This is a genomic window from Halobellus sp. Atlit-38R (genome assembly GCF_003665925.1).
Classification (GTDB): Archaea; Halobacteriota; Halobacteria; order Halobacteriales; family Haloferacaceae; genus Haloquadratum; species Haloquadratum inordinatus.
Genome location: NZ_QXIJ01000395.1, coordinates 1 through 437 on the forward strand (window position 1 = coordinate 1; position 437 = coordinate 437).

Annotated in this window: 1 pseudogene; it reads left to right on the plus strand. The window is 65.2% G+C overall.

The features are described 5' to 3' along the window. A pseudogene (ptfC, locus tag D3D02_RS20035) lies at positions 1-437 on the plus strand (fructose PTS transporter subunit IIC); the annotation flags it as partial.

Consider the following 437-nt stretch of genomic DNA (forward strand, 5'->3'; position numbering starts at 1 on the left):
GTGCTCCTCATCCCGGTCGCGACGACCGCGGTGCTCACGCCCATCATGCTGTTCGTGCTGGGCGTCCCGATTTCCATCGCGAACGCGGGACTCACGAACTTCCTGAGCAACATGCAGGGCGGCGGACAGGCGATTCTCCTCGGGGGCATCCTCGGGGCGATGATGGCGGCCGACATGGGCGGCCCTATCAACAAGGTCGCCTACGTGTTCTCTGTCGGTCTGATCTCTGAGGGCGTCACGGCACCGATGGCGGCGGTCATGATCGCGGGTATGGTCCCGCCGATTGGCCTCGCACTGTCGAACTTCATCGCGCCGCAGAAGTACGCGGCCGAGATGTACGAGAACGCCAAGAGCGGCGTGCTCCTCGGCTTCTCCTTTATCACTGAGGGCGCGATTCCGTACGCAGCGGCCGACCCGGCCCGCGTCATCCCGAGCGT